The sequence below is a fragment of the Cyclobacterium xiamenense genome (assembly GCF_009467825.1).
In the GTDB taxonomy this organism is placed as follows: Bacteria; Bacteroidota; Bacteroidia; order Cytophagales; family Cyclobacteriaceae; genus Cyclobacterium; species Cyclobacterium xiamenense.
Genome location: NZ_WIOK01000082.1, coordinates 1 through 1110 on the forward strand (window position 1 = coordinate 1; position 1110 = coordinate 1110).

A 1110-nucleotide genomic window follows, 5' to 3' on the forward strand; every position below is an offset into this window, starting at 1 on the left:
TTTCTAGAGAACATTTCGGCGGCATTTGAAAAGGAGTCTCCCAATAAAAAGGAAGAAGGTCCGGGGATCGAGCAGCTGTATGCGCAGATCGGTGAGCTGAAAGTGGAGAATGACTTTTTAAAAAAAAGTTGCAAGAAACTGGGGATATGAGCGAGCGGTTGAGAATGGTTTCAGCCGATTACCAGGGGATGTCGATCAGGCGACAGTGTGAAGTACTGGAAGTGCCACGTAGCAGCCTGTATTACAAGCCGAAGGGGGAAAACGAGTTGAACCTGAAGCTGATGGGAATAATGGACAGGCACCTTACCGAACACCCAACCGAAGGAGTAGTGTCGATGGTGTACCTGTTGACCGGTCTGGGGTTCGTGGTAGGGCCAAAGCGTATCCGAAGGTTATTCAGGCTGATGGGCAGGGAAACCCTTTACAGAAGGAAGAACCTGACCAAATCAGGGCTTAGGGAATACATCAGGCCATACCTGCTGAAAAACCTCAAGGTTGACAGGCCCAATCAGGTCTGGGTAACCGATATCACGTATATCCCCATGCAGAAAGGATTCATGTATCTGACTGCGGTCATGGACGTGTACAGCAGAAAGATCCTTTCCTGGGGTGTGTCCAACAGCCAGGACGCCAAATGGTGTAAACAGGTGCTGGAAGAAGCTATAACAACCTATGGGAAGCCCGAGATAATCAACTCTGACCAAGGTAGCCAATACAGCTCGGCACTATGGATCAATTACCTGGAGGGACAGGACATCAAAGTCTCCATGGACGGGAAAGGGCGTGCTCTGGACAATATCTATATCGAAAGGTTTTGGAGATCGATCAAATATGATTACATCTATCTGAATCCTAGCGAGGATGGTTATGACCTATTGAAAGGTATCAACTGGTACATGAAATATTACAACCAAAAGGTCCATCACACCACCAAGGAGAAGCCCAGGGAAAGATATTTTGGGGTAACCCAAAAAGCAGCATAAAGTAAAGGTTAGTTGTCTTATTTCCCAAGGGTACCCTTGGGAAATAAGACAACTAAGGAGGTAATATCAAATAAATGAGTTAACTTAACGACTGATACTTTTGGTCCAACATATGGGGAGTATTATA

1 protein-coding gene is annotated in these 1110 nt (G+C 46.1%); it reads left to right on the top strand.

Annotation, left to right across the window (positions count from 1 at the left end; genetic code table 11):
* The first annotated feature begins 128 nt into the window (after positions 1-128).
* Positions 129-983: an IS3 family transposase gene (locus tag GCU44_RS22930; protein WP_262885347.1), complete on the top strand. Its 855-nt coding sequence runs from the start codon at positions 129-131 to the stop codon at positions 981-983.
* Positions 984-1110 lie beyond the last annotated feature (127 nt).